The 14,721-nt window shown below is 70.0% G+C and carries 17 protein-coding genes; 9 read left to right on the top strand and 8 right to left on the bottom strand.

The features are described 5' to 3' along the window. Positions 1 to 37 precede the first annotated feature (37 nt). Positions 38 to 784: a hypothetical protein gene (locus AB0M01_RS08700; protein ID WP_363667033.1), complete on the bottom strand. Its 747-nt coding sequence runs from the start codon at positions 782 to 784 to the stop codon at positions 38 to 40. A 339-nt stretch (positions 785 to 1,123) separates the two neighbouring features. Between AB0M01_RS08700 and AB0M01_RS08695 the strand changes: the two genes are divergently transcribed. Together AB0M01_RS08695 and AB0M01_RS08690 are read left to right on the top strand one after the other, a co-directional pair. Further along, entirely contained in the window at positions 1,124 to 1,675 is a 552-nt protein-coding gene (locus AB0M01_RS08695; protein WP_363667029.1) for a sigma-70 family RNA polymerase sigma factor, read from the top strand. Further along, entirely contained in the window at positions 1,675 to 2,382 is a 708-nt protein-coding gene (locus AB0M01_RS08690; protein WP_363667027.1) for a zf-HC2 domain-containing protein, read from the top strand. The genes AB0M01_RS08695 and AB0M01_RS08690 overlap by 1 nt, the downstream gene beginning before the upstream one ends. A gap of 45 nt (positions 2,383 to 2,427) precedes the next feature. On the opposite strand, the gene AB0M01_RS08685 is transcribed toward AB0M01_RS08690, so the two are convergent. Beyond that, positions 2,428 to 2,901, bottom strand: a complete 474-nt coding sequence (locus AB0M01_RS08685) for an MSMEG_6728 family protein (RefSeq protein ID WP_363667025.1) — start codon at positions 2,899 to 2,901, stop codon at positions 2,428 to 2,430. 63 nt (positions 2,902 to 2,964) lie between these two features. Next, positions 2,965 to 3,762 (bottom strand): NPP1 family protein, encoded by a 798-nt coding sequence (locus tag AB0M01_RS08680; RefSeq protein ID WP_363667023.1) that lies wholly within the window; start codon positions 3,760 to 3,762, stop codon positions 2,965 to 2,967. A gap of 216 nt (positions 3,763 to 3,978) precedes the next feature. On the opposite strand from AB0M01_RS08680, the gene AB0M01_RS08675 reads away from it, so the two are divergent. From AB0M01_RS08675 to AB0M01_RS08665, 3 genes are all read left to right on the top strand, one after another. Continuing rightward, positions 3,979 to 5,286, top strand: a complete 1,308-nt coding sequence (locus tag AB0M01_RS08675; RefSeq protein WP_363667021.1) for a hypothetical protein — start codon at positions 3,979 to 3,981, stop codon at positions 5,284 to 5,286. 136 nt (positions 5,287 to 5,422) lie between these two features. Further along, a complete protein-coding gene (locus AB0M01_RS08670) occupies positions 5,423 to 6,484 on the top strand; it encodes an acyltransferase (protein ID WP_363667020.1) in 1,062 nt (353 codons plus the stop codon). Beyond that, entirely contained in the window at positions 6,481 to 7,509 is a 1,029-nt protein-coding gene (locus tag AB0M01_RS08665) for a CapA family protein (protein WP_363667018.1), read from the top strand. Before AB0M01_RS08670 ends, AB0M01_RS08665 begins: the two co-directional genes overlap by 4 nt. Here AB0M01_RS08665 and AB0M01_RS08660 read toward each other — a convergent pair whose 3' ends face one another. The 4 genes from AB0M01_RS08660 to AB0M01_RS08645 form a co-directional block, all read right to left on the bottom strand. Then, positions 7,510 to 7,938, bottom strand: coding sequence for a hypothetical protein (locus AB0M01_RS08660; protein WP_363667016.1), 429 nt, complete (start codon positions 7,936 to 7,938; stop codon positions 7,510 to 7,512). It abuts the gene before it with no gap. 75 nt (positions 7,939 to 8,013) lie between these two features. Continuing rightward, entirely contained in the window at positions 8,014 to 8,448 is a 435-nt protein-coding gene (locus AB0M01_RS08655; protein WP_363667014.1) for a TIGR03618 family F420-dependent PPOX class oxidoreductase, read from the bottom strand. A 61-nt stretch (positions 8,449 to 8,509) separates the two neighbouring features. After that, the gene (locus tag AB0M01_RS08650; RefSeq protein WP_363667012.1) at positions 8,510 to 9,238 is read right to left on the bottom strand and encodes a BTAD domain-containing putative transcriptional regulator; all 729 of its coding nucleotides are present in this window, start codon (positions 9,236 to 9,238) and stop codon (positions 8,510 to 8,512) included. A gap of 37 nt (positions 9,239 to 9,275) precedes the next feature. Continuing rightward, entirely contained in the window at positions 9,276 to 9,890 is a 615-nt protein-coding gene (locus AB0M01_RS08645; RefSeq protein ID WP_363667010.1) for a DMT family transporter, read from the bottom strand. A gap of 96 nt (positions 9,891 to 9,986) precedes the next feature. On the opposite strand from AB0M01_RS08645, the gene AB0M01_RS08640 reads away from it, so the two are divergent. The 4 genes from AB0M01_RS08640 (at position 9,987) to AB0M01_RS08625 (ending at position 13,161) form a co-directional block, all read left to right on the top strand. Further along, the gene (locus AB0M01_RS08640) at positions 9,987 to 10,919 is read left to right on the top strand and encodes a patatin-like phospholipase family protein (RefSeq protein ID WP_363667008.1); all 933 of its coding nucleotides are present in this window, start codon (positions 9,987 to 9,989) and stop codon (positions 10,917 to 10,919) included. 69 nt (positions 10,920 to 10,988) lie between these two features. After that, positions 10,989 to 11,678, top strand: a complete 690-nt coding sequence (locus AB0M01_RS08635; RefSeq protein WP_363667006.1) for a TetR/AcrR family transcriptional regulator — start codon at positions 10,989 to 10,991, stop codon at positions 11,676 to 11,678. A 3-nt stretch (positions 11,679 to 11,681) separates the two neighbouring features. Continuing rightward, complete coding sequence (locus AB0M01_RS08630) at positions 11,682 to 12,626, top strand: AfsR/SARP family transcriptional regulator (RefSeq protein WP_363667004.1); 945 nt, start codon at positions 11,682 to 11,684, stop codon at positions 12,624 to 12,626. 61 nt (positions 12,627 to 12,687) lie between these two features. Beyond that, a complete protein-coding gene (locus AB0M01_RS08625; RefSeq protein ID WP_363667001.1) occupies positions 12,688 to 13,161 on the top strand; it encodes a GNAT family N-acetyltransferase in 474 nt (157 codons plus the stop codon). A 50-nt stretch (positions 13,162 to 13,211) separates the two neighbouring features. Here AB0M01_RS08625 and AB0M01_RS08620 read toward each other — a convergent pair whose 3' ends face one another. Then, entirely contained in the window at positions 13,212 to 14,636 is a 1,425-nt protein-coding gene (locus AB0M01_RS08620) for a glycosyl hydrolase family 18 protein (protein ID WP_363667000.1), read from the bottom strand. Positions 14,637 to 14,721: the final 85 nt, after the last annotated feature.

Here is a 14,721-nt window from a genome sequence, read left to right as displayed (position 1 = left end):
CTGCCCCCAAGGGCCACCCCGAGCGATCTGGTGGGGGTCAGTACCCCGAGCCCGAACCGGCGCCGGTGTTCGCGACGTCGGCCTTGCCGCCCTGGGCGTTGAAGGCGAACCAGGTCTTGCCGACGCCCTGGCCGAGGATGTCGCCGGGCACCTTGTCCTTGGCGAAGTAGTACGCCGGCCAGCCGTTGATCGTCACCTGGCAGGTGCCGTCCGGGCGCTCGACGTAGCTGACGATCTTCGGGTCGACGCCGACGGTGTAGATCTTGCCCGGCGACTTGACCAGCAGCGGCGGCCACTTCTTCGCGCAGTCGTCGAAGCAGGTCGGCGTCGGCGGCTTGGCGGAGTCGTTGTCGAACCGGTACAGCGTCATCCCGCGGCCGTCGGTGACGACGCCGTTCGCGCCGACCTGGACCTGGACCGCCGGGCTGCTCTTGCCGGCCGGGACCGGCGGGATCGGCGCCGAGGCCGGCCCGTCGAAGATCTTGACCTGACCCATGGTGCGCTGCACGACGGCGGGCTGCGGCTCGGTCCCGGCCTGCTGCTGCGGCTGGGCCGGCTGCGCGGGCTCGGCCGGCTGGGCGGGCTCCTGCTCGTTCTGCGTACCGTCGTTCTGTACGCCGCCGGCCTGCGTCGAGGCGTCGGCGTTCGGCTGCGGCGCCGGCACCGTGACGGTCTGCACCACGGTCGGTGCGGCGTCCGGCTGGTTGTAGTTGCCGCAGGCCACCAATGCGGTGAGACCGGCGGTGACGAGTGCGATCTTCAGCATCGTGCTGCGCATGTTCATGGGTGCTTCCCTCGAGCTCGGGCGGTCCCGTCGGGTCCGTTCGGCAGCACACACGGCGCACCGGGTGCGCCGGGTTCAGATCCTCGGATGTGACGAGGGTCACATTTTCGGGTGAACCCGGGCGGCCCCGGGATCCGTGTTCAGAAGGTCCGGGCACGTGCCGTACGAGGGGATGGCACGTGACCCCCGCGGACCGCCCGCCGTACCGACCGGCGGGCGGCCCACCGCGGGGCCGGGCACCGCGAGTGAGAAGATCCGGGACGGCGCGGGGGGCGCGGGCCCGGCGACACGGGCCGCTGGAACGTTCCGCGCCGCGGAACCTGCGAGAGGTGGAACTGAATGGCCGGGTTCATCACCCGACGCCGCCGGGAGTCGGCGGACGAGGAGCTGGTCCGGACGCTGTTCAACGAGCACGGCAAGGCGATGCTCGCCTACGCCACGCGGTTGACCGGCGACCGGGCCAGCGCCGAGGACGTCGTCCAGGAAGCCCTGGTCCGGGCCTGGCGGCATCTCGACGACCTGAGCAACGGCAAGGGTTCGGTGCGCGGCTGGCTGCTCACCGTCGTCCGGAACATCGTCACCGACCGGGTCCGGGCCCGGAACGCGCGGCCGGCCGAGGTGGCCGAGACCGAGACCACGGTGCCGGTCGAGCGCGACCACGCCGAAGGCGTCGTCGACACGATGGTCGTCCTGCAGGCCCTGCACCGGCTGTCCCCCGAGCACCGGGTGGTGCTCGAACAGATCTACCTGGAGGGACGCAGCGTCGCCGAGGCCGCCGACGTGCTCGGCATCCCACCCGGCACGGTGAAATCACGGTCGCACTACGGGTTGCGGGCCCTGCGGGAGCACTTCCCGGCGGGACGGCACCTCGGGATGGAAGGAGTGGCCTGATGGGAACCGAACACGCGGACATCGACGGCTACGTCGACGGTGAGCTGGACACGGCGGGGGCGGAACAGGTCGAGCAGCACTTGGCCGGTTGCGAGTCCTGCCGGGAAGAGGTGAGCGCGTTGCGTGAGCTCCAGAGTTTCCTGCAGGAGGTCCCGGCCGAGGCGCTGCTCGACGGCCCGCCGGACGACGCGGACCTGCTGCTGCACCGGACGCTGCGCCAGGTACGCAAGGAGTCGGCCGCGGCCGGCGGTGGCACCGGGCGCGGGACGGTGGCGGCGATCGCCGCGGTGGCCGCGGTCGCAGCCGTCTTCGGCGGCGTCGTGATCGGCCGGAACACGGGCGACGAGCAGCCGGTGGCGGGTCCGGAACCGACACCGACCGCCAGCAGCACCGCCGTACCGGGGACGAAGTTCGCCAGCAGCGTGGACCCGCAGACCGGTGCTCGCCTGACAGCCCGGGTCGAGCCGGCCAGCGGTTTCGTCCGCGTCAACGTAGCCGTCACCGGCCTCCCGGCAAACGAACCATGCCGCCTGGTGGTCATCGGCAAGGACGGCCGACGCGAGATCGCCGGCAGCTGGATGGTCTCCGAAAAGGGCGCCGCCAACGGCACCACCCTCGACGGCAACGCCCTGATCGACCCCGCCGACGTGACAGCGGTCGTCATCGAGAACACCAGCGGCAAACAGTTCGTGAAGACCCAGATCTGATGAGCAGGAACGGACGCCGGGCCTAGCGCCCGGCGTCCGTTCTTGCTAGCTGCCGCAGGGCTTTCGGTCCGAGGGCGGCCAGACGTACGGGAGATCCGCGGGGTCGTCGAAGAGCGGGCCGTAGTACGCCGGGTCCTTCTGGAGGAGGGCGGAGCGGTGGCTCTGGTGGAACTGCTTGTCGCCCAGCCAGGGTGGGAGGTCGCCGGATTTCGCCAGGGATTGTTGCGGGCGGATCTTGGTGATGCCGCAGGCGGTGGAGAGGTCGGTGCGGAGGGTGAGTTCGCAGGTGTCGGCGCGGCCCTCGGCGGTCCAGGCCGTGCAGATCTCGAGGCCGTAGCGGACCAGGGCTTCCTCGTAGCCGGACCACATCTTCACGGCTGGGTGGTGGCGCCAGCCGTAGTTCTCGACGGTGAGGCCGCGGAGGATCTGGATGGTCTCGACGCGTTGCTTGCCGAGGCGGCGGGGGTCGAGGACCTGCGCGGTGGCGCGGAAGTCGGCGTACGGGAGGAACGGCTGCATGCCGGGCCGGTACCCACGGGGCAAGCCGGGCGCCACCAGGGCACCCGGCCTGCCTCTAGCTGCTCAGGCCCAGGGGTCGAAGGGGATGCCGCCGGGCTTGGAGGCGTTCAGGAGGTTGCGGAAGCGGTCGTCCTTGTCGGTGACCTTGATGGTGGCTGAGCCGAAGTCGGCGTTCATGAGCTTGTCGCGCAGAGCGGTGCTGGGGAAGCCGTCGTAGCCGACCAGCGGGGGGTAGCGCCAGTTGTGGTAGTGGTTCTCCGGCGGCTCGTCGTTGCCGTTGGCGAGCCGGAAGAAGTGCGTGCTGGCGCCGTCTTTGTGGTAGACGACCTTCGGGTGCGAGCCGTCGAAACGGACCTGCGAGCGCGGGTAGGTGACCTGGCTGCTGTGCTGCGTGGTGGTCACGTACTCGACCTGGTTGCTGGCCTGGTTGATCCACGAGATGACGTGCTCGAAGTCGTGCCGGTGCCCGCCGAGCCCGCTGCCGGCGACGGCCTGGTCCTTCTCGAAGTAGCTCGCGTACACGACCGCGCACCAGCCGTTGTTGCACTTGGCCCGCGAGTAGGTCTGGCTGTTGTCCAGGTCGGACTGGTCCCGGCAGCTGCCGTTGACCGCGCCGCTGGTGTTGAGTCCGGGGTTGAGCGTGCCGTCGGCACCGATCGCCGGCGTCGCGTAGCAACCGTCACCGTCGTAGTCGTACGCCGGGGAGAACGACTGCTCGTAACCCCCGGCGTTCTGCGGCAACGAGGGCGGCGGTGCGGCGTACGCCGCGGCGGCCGAGGTCACCATCAGCGCGGCGGTGGCCAGCGCGACACCGAGAACCCGGCGCCGGCGCTGCGGAGGGCGTGCGGAAAGATCGTTCATACAACACTCTTTTCGAGAGCTGGGGCGGAAGATGAACGCCTCCGAGAATGACAGCCCGCAGGCAAGTCAGTACATACGTCACGTGTCTACTGATTGACGCTGCGTGAACACCAGGTGCCGCCGGAAAAGTCCGAAACCCACTCAACCTTTGCCGCGTGACAGGGCGTCTCAACAGTGCCCCGATGCGCGGGGCGGTGAGGATCTGGGGGATTGACCATGATGCGGAAGTCTTTGGCGGCGCTGGCGGTTGTCGGTGGGCTGGCAGTGCCGGGTGTGGCGCAGGCGGTTCCTGCTGGGCAGGCCGCGGTGTCGGAGGTGAAGGTCGCGTGGGCGGCGCCGGGGTCGGTGAAGATCAGCTGGACCGAGGCTGCGGGGATCGCGAACGACGTGTACCTGGAGGTGAGTGGGCGGCAGGCGGAGCGGATCGGGACGACGACGGCGGCCGGTGCGAACGAGCTCGTCGTACCGGCGTCGGCGTTGAAGCCGTCGCACGACGCGGCGAGCACGGCGCGGATCTTCGTGGCCGACCCGAGTACGGCGGGCGCTCGGTCGGCGAGCTTCGACCGGTACCTGTGGGGCGACACGGCGATCAGCAAGGGGATGGTGCGCGGCGCGCTCCAGTGGACGTTCGCGGCCGACACCGCGAAGGACACGACGCCGAACGACCCGCTGGACCGCCCGGGCGCGCCGTTGATGACGCCGAAAGTGACGCGGGTGAAGGCCGGTACGGCGGCGCAGTGCGAGACCGTGGCGTTGCCGTCGACAACCAACGAGTACGGGCAGGTGCCGGTGCAGGCCGGGCCGTACTCGGTCGAGCTGGTGCGGTCGAACGAGTGGGGTGAGACCACGGCGGGCACCATCCGGACCCGTACCGGCTCGGTCGCGTTCAACACCCCGGCGTCCGGGATCTACGGCGCGAAGGTGACGATGACCGGCTCGATCGCGCTGAGCAAGCTGGCGAACCCGGCCGGCGGTGACTGCCGCGTCGTGGCCGACAGCACCAACCTGGTGCAGCACCAGATGTCGCTGCAGGGCCGGAACTCGGCGACCTCGCCGTGGTACTCGATCGGTGTCAGCAAGACCGATGCTCAGGGCAAGTACACCTTCGTGATCACGAACCCCGGCGCTCGCGAGTACCGCGGGATCCTGAACGAGTCGGGGCTCGGCGCGGGCACCACGAACGTCCAGGCGAACAGCGTCGTCAAGATGATCCGCGCCACCCCGCAGGTGCTCGACGCGCGCTTCCTCGACGCCGACATCACCCTCGGCCAGCAGCCGAACGCGACCGTCTCGGTCGCGCCGCGCGGGCCGCAGCAGGTCGCGCTGCAGTTCAAGAACAGCAGTGGCCAGTGGCAAGGACTGATGTACCGCACCCTCGACGAGGGCTCGGTCCAGAGCGGCCCGTTCGCGTTCAACCGGCGCGGTACGCACCAGTTCCGCTGGTGGGTCGCGGCTTCCAGGAACGTCGACGGCCTCCCGGTCGACGCCGGGTACACCCACCCGTTCACGCTGGTCGTCCGCTGACCCTTCGCTGATCGCGAGTGCGTCCCCGCTGAGCGAACAGCGGGGACGCACTGGCGTCTTTACGCCTTTCGGAGGACGCCCGGTTACGCCTTTGGTCTGACGCCCGCACCCTGTTCGGGTGGATAGGTTGGGGGGCATGAGTCTGTTGGCGGGGGAGCAGCGTGCTGCCCGGGTGGATGTCGGCCGGTTGTACGAGATCGATCTGCTGCGGATCTTCGCGGCGGTCTCGGTGGTGCTCTACCACTACCTGTTCGCCGGGTACTACAAGGTCGTCTCGCCGCTCGGCTTCGAGGCACCGAGCCTGATCGCCCGGTACGGGTACCTCGGCGTCGACCTGTTCTTCATGATCAGCGGGTTCGTGGTGCTGCTGTCGGCGTGGGACCGGACACCGCGCAGTTTCCTGGTGTCGAGAGTGGTCCGGCTCTACCCGGCGTACTGGGTGGCGGTGTCGCTGACCGCGCTGGTCTCGGTGCTGTTCGGCGCCGGCCGGTTCCCGATCGGTTTCTTCCAGTACGTCGGCAACCTGACGATGTTCAACTCGCTGGCGAACCTCGAGAACGTCGACGTCGTGTACTGGACGCTGTGGGCCGAGCTGCGGTTCTACGCGATCATCCTCGCGCTCACGTTCTTCACGATCACCACGCGCCGGGTCGGCATCGTGCTCTGGACCTGGCTGGGTCTCACCGCCGTGTACGAGCTCGGCGTGCTGCCGTCGAGCGTGGACCTCGTCCTCAACACCCAGTTCTCGCACTACTTCATCGCGGGCATGGCGCTCTGCATGGTCTACCGCTTCGGCCCGCGGCCGTCCTGGCTGGTGCTGGTCGGGCTGTGCCTGGTGAACGCGGTCCACCGCGGCATTCAGTTCGCGGGTGACGTCGAGCACCGCTTCCAGACCCCGCTGCACACACCGGTCGTGGTCGCGGCGATCGTGCTCGTGTTCGCGGTGATGATCGCGGTGGCGCTGCGGCTGACGACACGGCTGGCGCGTCCGTGGTTCGTTGCCCTGGGCGCCCTCACCTACCCGCTGTACCTGATCCACGCGCACATCGGCTTCATCATCTTCGAGCGACTGGGCAACGCGGTGAACAAGTACGTGCTCGTCGGCGTCACCTGTCTCGTGATGGTTGCCGCTGCCTACCTGATTCACCGGTACGTCGAGAAACCGCTCGCGCCGCGGCTGAAGCGGGTGCTCGGATGAGGGCCCTGGGCATCAGTCTGCTGCTGCTCGTCCTGGCCGGCTGCACCGGCGGCGAGCTCAAGGCGGACCCGCCGGTGCAGGCCGAGGGACCGGCGCTGACGCTGGCCTTCGGTGGCGACGTCAACTTCGAGGGCAAGACGCAGGAGCTCCTGGAGAACGACCCGGCGACCGCCTTCGGCCCGGTCGTCGACGAGCTGAAGAGCGCCGATCTCGCGATCGTGAACCTGGAGACCCCGATCACGACCCGCGGGGCCGCGCAGGACAAGCGCTACCTGTTCCGCACCGATCCGCGCGCGGTGACGGCGATCAAGGCGGCCGGCGTCGACCTGATCAGCCTGGCCAACAACCACACCCTCGACTACGGCCCGGACGGCCTGTTCGACACGATGTCCGCGGCCTGGCACGGTGGCCTGCCGACCGTCGGCGGCGGCCGCAACGCGGCGCAGGCGTACGCCCCGTACCGTACGACGATCCGCGGCATCCGTGTCTCGGTGCTCGCCTTCAGCCAGGTCTCCGACCTGGCCGAGGAGTGGACCGCGACGAAGATCAAGCCCGGGCTCGCGGTGGCGGCCATCGACCGCCGTCAGGCGCTGGCCGCCGTACGGGCCGCGCGGAAGACGAGCGACGTGGTCGTCGTCGCGCCGCACTGGGGGTCGGAGCACGACCGTTGCCCGACTCCCCAGCAGCAGTCGTTCGCCAAGGACCTGTCCGCGGCCGGCGCCGACGTCGTGGTCGGCGCGCACGCGCACGTCCTGCAGGGGCAGGGTTACCTCGGCAAGACGTTCGTTGCCTACGGCATGGGAAACCTGCTCTGGGGCTCCGGCCTGCTGACCCCGGAGGACTGGCGCGGCGGCGTACTGCAGCTGAAGCTGCACGGCCGAACCGTTGTCGAGCGCAACTTCACGCCGACCACACTGTCCCCGGAGACCCGGCAACCGACCGAGTTCACCGCGTCCGAGGCCGACAAGGAACGGGCCCGGGTCAACAACCTCCGCGACTGCGCGGAGCTGCAGCAAACCCCTTGATCACTTGGCTTTCAGCGGACCGCTGAAAGACTTCCGCAACGACGACGGCCCGACGACGGGCAACAGGGCCGCGAGCAACTTTCCCTTGAACGCCTTGGGCTTCCGGGTGAGCTGTACGTCGACCCGGGTGCCGTCGCGCTCGGGCGTCAGCTCGAAAACCCAGCCCCCGCCGGCCCCGAACAGCTTCGAGTCGAGCGTCGTCACGTCGACCCGCCGACCCGCCGCGTCCCACTCGTAGCGCGCCCGCTCCCAGGCCGCGCTCGTCCCCTCGGTCACCTCGGCCCAGGTCTCGCCGACCCCGTGCACCTGAAGGTGCTCGGCGTCGATCGACGGCCAGGCCGCAGCCCGGGCCGGGCTGAAGTCGGTCAGCACCGTCATCACTTCGGCGACGCTGAGCGTGGAGACAAGCTGAAACCGTACGACGGCCATGATCAACCCTTGAATGCTAGTAACCGGTCAGAACGGTTACTAGCATCGACGCTCGCGCGTCACCTGTCAAACCGGTTACCCATAAATCCGGGTCGGCCGCACGAAGACAGCGGCCCGCCGGTCGGCGGCCATCACGCGGTCGTACTCGTCCCAGTCGTCGTGGGTGCCGCCGGCGGCGGTGAAGATCTCGCGCAGCAGCAGCCGCAGCCGCTCGGCGTCGACCGCCGGGTGCGGATCGTCCGGCCCGACGATCTCCGCGCTGCCCTCGACCGCCGCCCAGCGCCAGCCCGCGCGGACAGCGAGATTGACCTGACTGCGGGCCCGCAGGTTCGCGAGCTTCACCTTCCCGTACGTCACGAACGCGACGACGGGCTCGCCGTCGATCGGATGGTTCATCACCCCGAGATTCACGACCGACGACTGGATACTCAGATCCGCCCGCACGGTCGCCACCACCGCCAGCCCCTGCTCGCCCCGGGCCAACTCTGCGAAGTCGCTCAGTGTGGTCATGGCGCCATCACACCACGCGGCGGGCTGGTCTACGACGTGGTGACCGGGGACGTGGAGGTGGTCACGCCACTGAGCGGTGACTGACGGTCGCGCGGAGGGCCGGGCCTGGTTCCAGGCCCAGGTCCTCGGCGAGGATCTGGGAGATGCGCGCGTACGTCGCCGCGGCGTCCGTGGTCAGGCCGGCGAGGGTCTGGGCCTGGACGAGCAGCGCCCAGAGTTGTTCGTGGTAAGGGTTTTCGGCGGTCGCCTGGGTCAGGTCGGCGATTGCTTCGGCGTACAGGCCGAGGTCGATCGCCAGGGACCAGCTGTCCTGGCGGGTCGTCGCGCGTTGCTCCTGGAGCCATTGGCGGCGGGTGGCGAAGTACGGGCCGGTCAGGTCCTCGAGGGCTGGCCCTCGCCAGAGGCGTAGGGCGTCGTGGAGGAGCCTTGATGCCTCCGGGAGGTCTCCGCGGGTGTGAGCGGCGCGGGCGGCGGCCCTGGTCTCGTGGAAGATCGAGACGTCGACGGCGGCCGGGGCGGCCATCAGCTGGTAGCCGCCGCCGATCGCGCGGATCTCGATGTCGTCGAGGAGAGTGCGCAGCCGGCTCACGTACGTGCGGGTCGCCATCAGGGCGCTGCGGGGTGGGCTCGATCCCCAGACCGCGCCGATCAGTTCGTCGGCCGAGACCTGGCGGCGTTTGGCGAGCAGCAGCACCGCGAGTACGGCGCGCTGCGGCCGCGCGCCGAGCGGCAGTTCGACGCCGTCCCGCCACGCCCGGACCGGGCCCAGCAGCCCGAAACCCACGCTCATGTCTGACATGGTGTCAGTAAAGTTGATGCACCGTCAATCAGGTCGACGAGCTGTCCACCAGCACCGCCGTACGGGCCGGCCGCTGGACGACCGCGAGCAGCGCGCCGCCGATCGTGATCAGCGCGCCGGCCACCTGCAGCCCGGTGAACGACTCCCCGAGGAACACCACCGACGAGATCGTGCCGAAGACCGGCACCGTGAACATCATGATCGTCGCGGTCACCGGGCTGACCGCGCGCAGCCCGCGGAAGTAGAACAGGTACGCGATCGCCGTCGGCCCGATCGCCAGGAACACCAGGCTCGCCCACGTCGAGCCGCCCACGCCCGACCAGTTCGTCGACGGCAGCGACGGGATCGCCAGCAGCCCGAGCGCCAGCGCGCCGACCCCGGTCGCGTACGTCGTCGCCCGCAGCGGATCCATCCCGCCCAGCACCCGCTTCGACACGATGCTGTACGCCGCCCAGCAGCCCGCCGCGAGCAGGTACGCGAGCTCGCCGAGCGCCCGCGACCCGGTCAGCGCGCCGCCGCCGAACCGCAGCACCGCCGCGACCTGGTGCGGGAGCTGCCCGACGACGACCTTGGACCCGGTGAAGGCGGTCCCGAACAGCATCATCGTGACCAGCAGGTAGGCGTACGGTGTCGACTTGGGCATGCTCCAGATGTACGCCGGGCTCGTGGCTCGCGGCTTGTACGTTTCTGACCGCCCCGATTTATCGATCGTTGACAGGCCCCGGCCTATAAAGGACTGGTGACCGATGTCCTTCAGCTGCTGAGCGATCGCAGACGCCAGGGGAGTACGCCGGGTGACCGGTCCGACGACGCGCGGCTGGTGCTGCTGATCGAGGGCGGCAGCTCGCGCGGCGCCTACTCGTCCGGGATGACCGTCGCGATCGAGCGGCTCGGCCTGCTGCCGGCCTTCGATGCCGTGTACGGCAGCTCGGCGGGTGCACTCAACGCTGCGTGGCTGCTCTGCGGTCGTGCGGAGAGCACGCTGCGCGCCTGGTGGACCCCGGCGATCATGGAGACCACGATCAACCCGCGCCGCGTCCTGCGCCGGCTGCCGGTGATCGACACCCGGCACCTGATCCACACGGTCTACACCGAGGTGATGCCGATGGGGTTCCAGGAGGTGCTCGACAACCCGGTCGATTTCCACCCGATCGCCACCGACGCGCTGACCGGCGCGGCCGTCGACCTGCACGACCGGATCGTCGACCAGGCGTCGTTGCAGACCGCGTTGCGGGCCTCGACGGCGATGCCGTTCCTCGCGGGCGAGCCGGTCGAGATCGGTGGCCGCGGGTACGTCGACGCCGGGCTGAGCGAGGGCGTCCCGGTCCGTACGGCGCTCGCGCAGCAGGCGACGCATGTCGTGGCGCTGCGGACCCGGCGTACGGACGAGACGTCGACGGCACCTTCACGGGCGCAGCGGATGCTGGTCGCGCGGTGGTTCGCGCGGTACGCGCCGGGGGCGTACGAGTTGTGGCTGCACAGCAAGGAGCTGCGAACCGAGGAGGAACGGCTGCTGGCCGAACATCCCGCGACGTTGCAGATCCGGCCGCCGCTCGGCAGCGCGCGGGTCGGCCGAACGGAGCGCCGCCCCGGGCCGCTGCGGGTGGCCGCGGAGACCGGGCGGGACGCGGCGCTGGAGGTGCTGGAGAGCGCGGCGGAGGTCGCGCGATGAGCGATCTGACATCGTGTCAAGAACAGTGACGACTTGTTGAACTGATCGACGGCTTGTAATCTTCAAGGCATGTACGAGCCTGTTCGAAGCCGCAGCCGCCGGACGCCGAGGGTGTCCGGGGACGACCGGGAGCGGGCGATCCTCGACGCCGCGCAGCAGTTGCTGGGCGAGCGGCCGCTGCAGGACGTGTCGATCGACGACCTGATGAAGAGCGTCGGGATCTCCCGGCCGGCGTTCTACTTCTACTTCTCCTCCAAGGCCGCGGTGGTGCTTGCGCTGCTCGATCGGATGGCCGAGGCGTCGTTCGCGGCCACCAACCAGCGCTTCGAGGACGCCGGCGGTGATCCGTACGAGCAGTGGCGGTCCGCGATCCAGGCGTCGGTGCAGACCTGGGAGGAGCACCGCGCGGTGGTCGCCGCGGTCGCCCAGTTGCGCGCGGCGAATCCGGAGATCCGCGAGCTGTGGGCGGCGATCATGGAGCGCTGGGTGCGCCGGATCACCACCGCGATCGAGGCCGAGCGGGCGCGCGGCGCCGCGCCGGCCGGCGTACCGGCGAGGGAGCTGGCGATCGCGCTGAGCCTGATGAACGAGCGCGCGATGCAGGCAGGGTCGATGGGTGAGCAGCCGGCGCTGCCGCCGGACCAGCTGGTCGACATCCTCACCCAGGTCTGGGTGAACGCGATCTACCTGGACCCGAAGCCCAGCGGGCCACCGCGCACCGAAAGCGGCGGCGGGCGGCGTACCGGACAAGCCGGCTGATCCGTGGCCCGGTATCGGCTCGCCCTGCTCGGGCCCCCGGAGCTGCACCGCGACGGCGAGCCGCTCGACCTGGGATCGCCGCAGCAGCAGGCCGTGCTGATGATGCTGCTCGCTGCGGACGGCGGCTTCGTGACCAGCGCGGCGCTCGCCGACGGGCTGTGGGGCGAGCATGCGCCGCCAACCGGCGACACCGTGATCCGGACCTACGTGTCGCGGCTGCGGCGGGTGGTGCCGATCAGCTTCCGGTCGCGGAGCTACGCGCTCGACCTGCACGTTGGCGGGGATCCACGCCAACCCGATGCCGAAGGCCGCGCTGTACGAGCGGAGCTGGTCGTCGACGCGACGGAGTTCGCGGAGCTGATCAGGTCCGCGCGCGATGAGCGTGCCGAAGGACGCGTCGCCGTGGCGGCCGAGCGGCTGGAGGCGGCGCTGGAGCTCTGGACCGGTACGGCGCTGGCCGGCGTACCGGGGGAGGCCGCGGAGCGCGAACGCTTCCGGCTCGAGCAGCTGAAACTCTCGGCGGGCAAGGAGTTGCTGGAGTGCCGGCTCGACCTCAGGCAGCACGCCGAGGTCGTCGCGGAGGTGCCGCTGCTGATCCAGCTCAACCCGCTCGAGGAGCCGCTCTACGAGATCTACCTGACCGCGCTCTACCGGAGCGGCCGCCGGGCGGAGGCGCTCGACGTCTACCGGATGCTGTACGACCTGCTGTCGACGGAGCTGGGGATCAGGCCAGGACCCGGGGTGCAGGCGGTCCACGAGCAGATCCTTCGAGCGGAGGTCGGCACCGACAGGTCGGCCCTCCTGCGCCGGCTTCTCGACGACGCGCGCGCGATCGGCCTGCGGGCGCGGCTGCTGACCGATCCCGCGGCCGACCTCACGGACGCGCTGTCGATGGTCGCCGGCCCGGTGCTGGTGGTCGAGCTCGGATCGACGACCGGCTCGTCCTGAACCGGACGGTCAGCTATCGAACGTCGACTGTTCGTCTGCGCGCCTGGCCGACGCTTGAAACGTGACAGTCGACGAGTTCTTGACCGTACGACCGGCAGTCGCGGCCGACCGGGAGCCGGTCGCCCAGATGCTGGCCGGGATGTCCGACCTGACCCTCTACCACCGGTTCCAGACCCCCATCAGGCGGCCGCCGCGGCCGGCGTTCGTACAGCACCTGGTCTGCCCGGACGGCGACGCCTGGGTCGCGGCGCGCGGCGATCAGGTCGTCGGGCACGCGATGTGGGCGTGGGTCCGTGACGTTGCGCGACCGACCGCGGAGCTGGCGGTGATCGTTGCCGAGGGCGAGCAGCAGCGCGGGCTGGGCGCGCGGTTGTTGCGCGCGGCCACCGAGCGGGCCGTGGCGGCGGGGGCGACGCAGTTCCTGCTCATCGTTGGCGCGGGCAACGACGCCGTACTGCGGACGGTCCGCCGGCACTGGCCGGCCGCGTCGGCGCAGTGGAACGGGTCGCTGGTCAACTTCACCATCCCGGCATGACGGCGCCCCGCCCTCTCGAGGAAGAGGGCGGGGCGCCGGACGGTGCTGGATCAGGCCGGGACGGTCCACAGCTGGTTGGCCGACCGGGCGCAGTCCCAGATCTGCAGCCGGGTGCCGTCGGCCGAGCTCTGGCCGGTGGCGTCCAGGCAGCGGCCGGACGACGGGTTCAGGATCGTGCCGTTGGACTGGGCCTGCCAGCCCTGGGCGCCGGTGCCGTTGCAGTCGTACAGCTGCACCTGGGTGCCGTTCGTCGTACCGGCGGCAGCGACGTCGAGGCACTTGCCGAGGGCCCGGATGGTGCCGTTCTCGACGGTCCAGGTCTGGGCGGTCGAGCCGTTGCAGGTCCAGAGCTGGACCGCGGTGCCGTTGGTGGGGTTGGCCCCGGCGACGTCGACGCACTTGCCGCCGATGCCCTTGATCGGGCCGGTCTTGCCACCGGTCGGCGGCGGGGTGGTGCCGCCGGCGGCGTCGAAGATCGCGCTCACCAGCGAGGCGCTGCCGGTGGCGTCCTGGGACAGCTCCCAGTTCATGATGCCGCCCGCGTTCGCGACCGCCCACTGGGTCTTGCGTTTGATCGTCGGGATGCCGTTGTAGCAGTTCTGCGACCCGTTGATGTTCACGCAGTCGACGTTGGCGTTGTTCGGGTTCATCGCCACGATGTCCTTGTACTGCGTGTAGTTCGGGCGGCTGTAGAACGGAACCCCGAGCACGGTCTTGTTCTTCGGCAGACCGCGGTTCTTCCAGAAGTTCGCCGCGTTGATCGACCAGTCGTAACCGGCGTGCGGGCTGCCGCCGTCGTAGGCCATGATGTTCAGCCAGTCGACGTAGCCGAAGACGGCCGGCTGGACGCCGTTCGCGGTGCCACCCTCGGAGACGACGGCCGCGGTGAGCAGCTTGCCGTTGGCGTGCAGGGTGTTGCTGAGCTGCTGCATCAGCGCGGTGTAGTTGTTGCCCGACTGGCCCGGGTCCGGGTACTCCCAGTCGATGTCGACGCCGTCCAGGCCGTACTGGTTGATGACGCCCATCACGCTGTTCACGAACGTGTTCCGGGCACCGGAGTTGCCGGCCAGCTGCTCGAAGGCGGAGTCGTTGCCGTCGTTCCAGCCGCCGATCGCCAGCGAGACCTTGACGCCGGCGGCGTGCCCGCGGCTGACCAGCTGGGACAGCTTCGAGGTGTTCTCGATGCCCTGCAGGGTGCCGTTGGAGTTCGGCAGCGCGAACGCGTAGTTGATGTGCGTCAGCTTCGAGAACTGGATGGCGTTCACGTCACCGGCCCACGAGGGCATGTAGCCGACGCTGCGGAACCCGCTCGGCAGGGCGGCCGCGGCGCTCGGAGCGGCGACGGCGGCCTCGGACTGGGTGGCGGCTCCGGCCGTGGGGGCGACGACGGCACCGGCAGCGGCCGTGGCCACCGCCAGGCCGGCGACGGCCCATCGGGTTCGAAGCTTGATCCAAGGTGAAGAAAAAGCCTTCATGGGGGCGGGGTTCCTTTCGGACGGGTCCTGGGGCGGCCCCCGAAAGGTCAACGCACGAGCACGTCGTACAGCAGCACCTTCGTCG

It is taken from the genome of Kribbella sp. NPDC051770 (assembly GCF_040681455.1).
In the GTDB taxonomy this organism is placed as follows: Bacteria; Actinomycetota; Actinomycetes; order Propionibacteriales; family Kribbellaceae; genus Kribbella.
This window is presented reverse-complemented; position numbering and strand designations above follow the sequence as displayed.